Source organism: Vibrio sp. MEBiC08052 (assembly GCF_001506075.1).
In the GTDB taxonomy this organism is placed as follows: domain Bacteria; phylum Pseudomonadota; class Gammaproteobacteria; order Enterobacterales; family Vibrionaceae; genus Vibrio.
Window position 1 is genome coordinate 1900313 of record NZ_KQ947475.1, and the last position, 866, is coordinate 1901178.

At 58.5% G+C, this 866-nt stretch carries 1 protein-coding gene; it reads right to left on the reverse strand.

What is annotated here, in order from left to right; all coding sequences use genetic code 11:
• On the reverse strand, positions 1 to 866 hold an 866-nt coding region (locus VRK_RS21680; RefSeq protein WP_197413079.1), incomplete at both ends, for a VCBS domain-containing protein.

Here is an 866-nt window from a genome sequence, read left to right on the forward strand (position 1 = left end):
GTAATCACCTGTTTTTCACCCGTGCTCAGCGCATCATAACCAGAGGCATCAAACCGGTAAGTCCCGTCGGCATTGAGGGTCAGACCGGTCACATTGGACTCGGTGCTGAAGGTCAGACTGGCGTTATCAGGTAAATCGACATCGGTTGCCGTGATACTGCCGCTAATGGTCGCATCTTCGGCCACCACCGCCACTGCGGCCTGAGCTACCGGGGCGTCATTGGTGCCAATCACGGTAATGATTAAGGTGGTGGTATCGGTCGCACCGCGATCATCGGTCACGGTGACAGGTACGGTAATCACCTGCTTTTCACCCGCGCTCAGCGCGTCATAACCGGATGCGTCAAACCGGTAAGTCCCGTCGGCGTTTAAGGTCAGGCCGGGGACGGTGGATTCTGTGGTAAACACCAGCGCCTGACCGGCCGGTAAATCGACATCGGTCGCGGTAATACTGCCGGTAATGGTCGCATCTTCGGCGACGACGGCTACCGCCGCTTGCGCCACCGGCGCGTCATTGGTGCCAATCACAGTAATGGTCAGCGTGGTCGTATCCGTCGCACCGCGATCATCGGTCACGGTGACCGGAACAGTAATCACCTGTTTTTCACCCGCGCTCAGTGCGTCATAACCGGAAGCGTCAAAACGGTAAGTTCCGTCGGCATTGAGGGTCAGGCCGGGGACGGTGGACTCAGTGGTAAACACCAGCGCCTGACCGGCCGGTAAATCGACATCGGTCGCAGTGATACTGCCGGTAATGGAGTGATCCTGGGTCACTGCCGCCGTGGCTGCCTGAGCAACCGGTGCATCATTGGTACCAGTCACGGTAATGGTGAGTGTCGTGGTTGCGGTGGCGCCCTGATCGTCAGT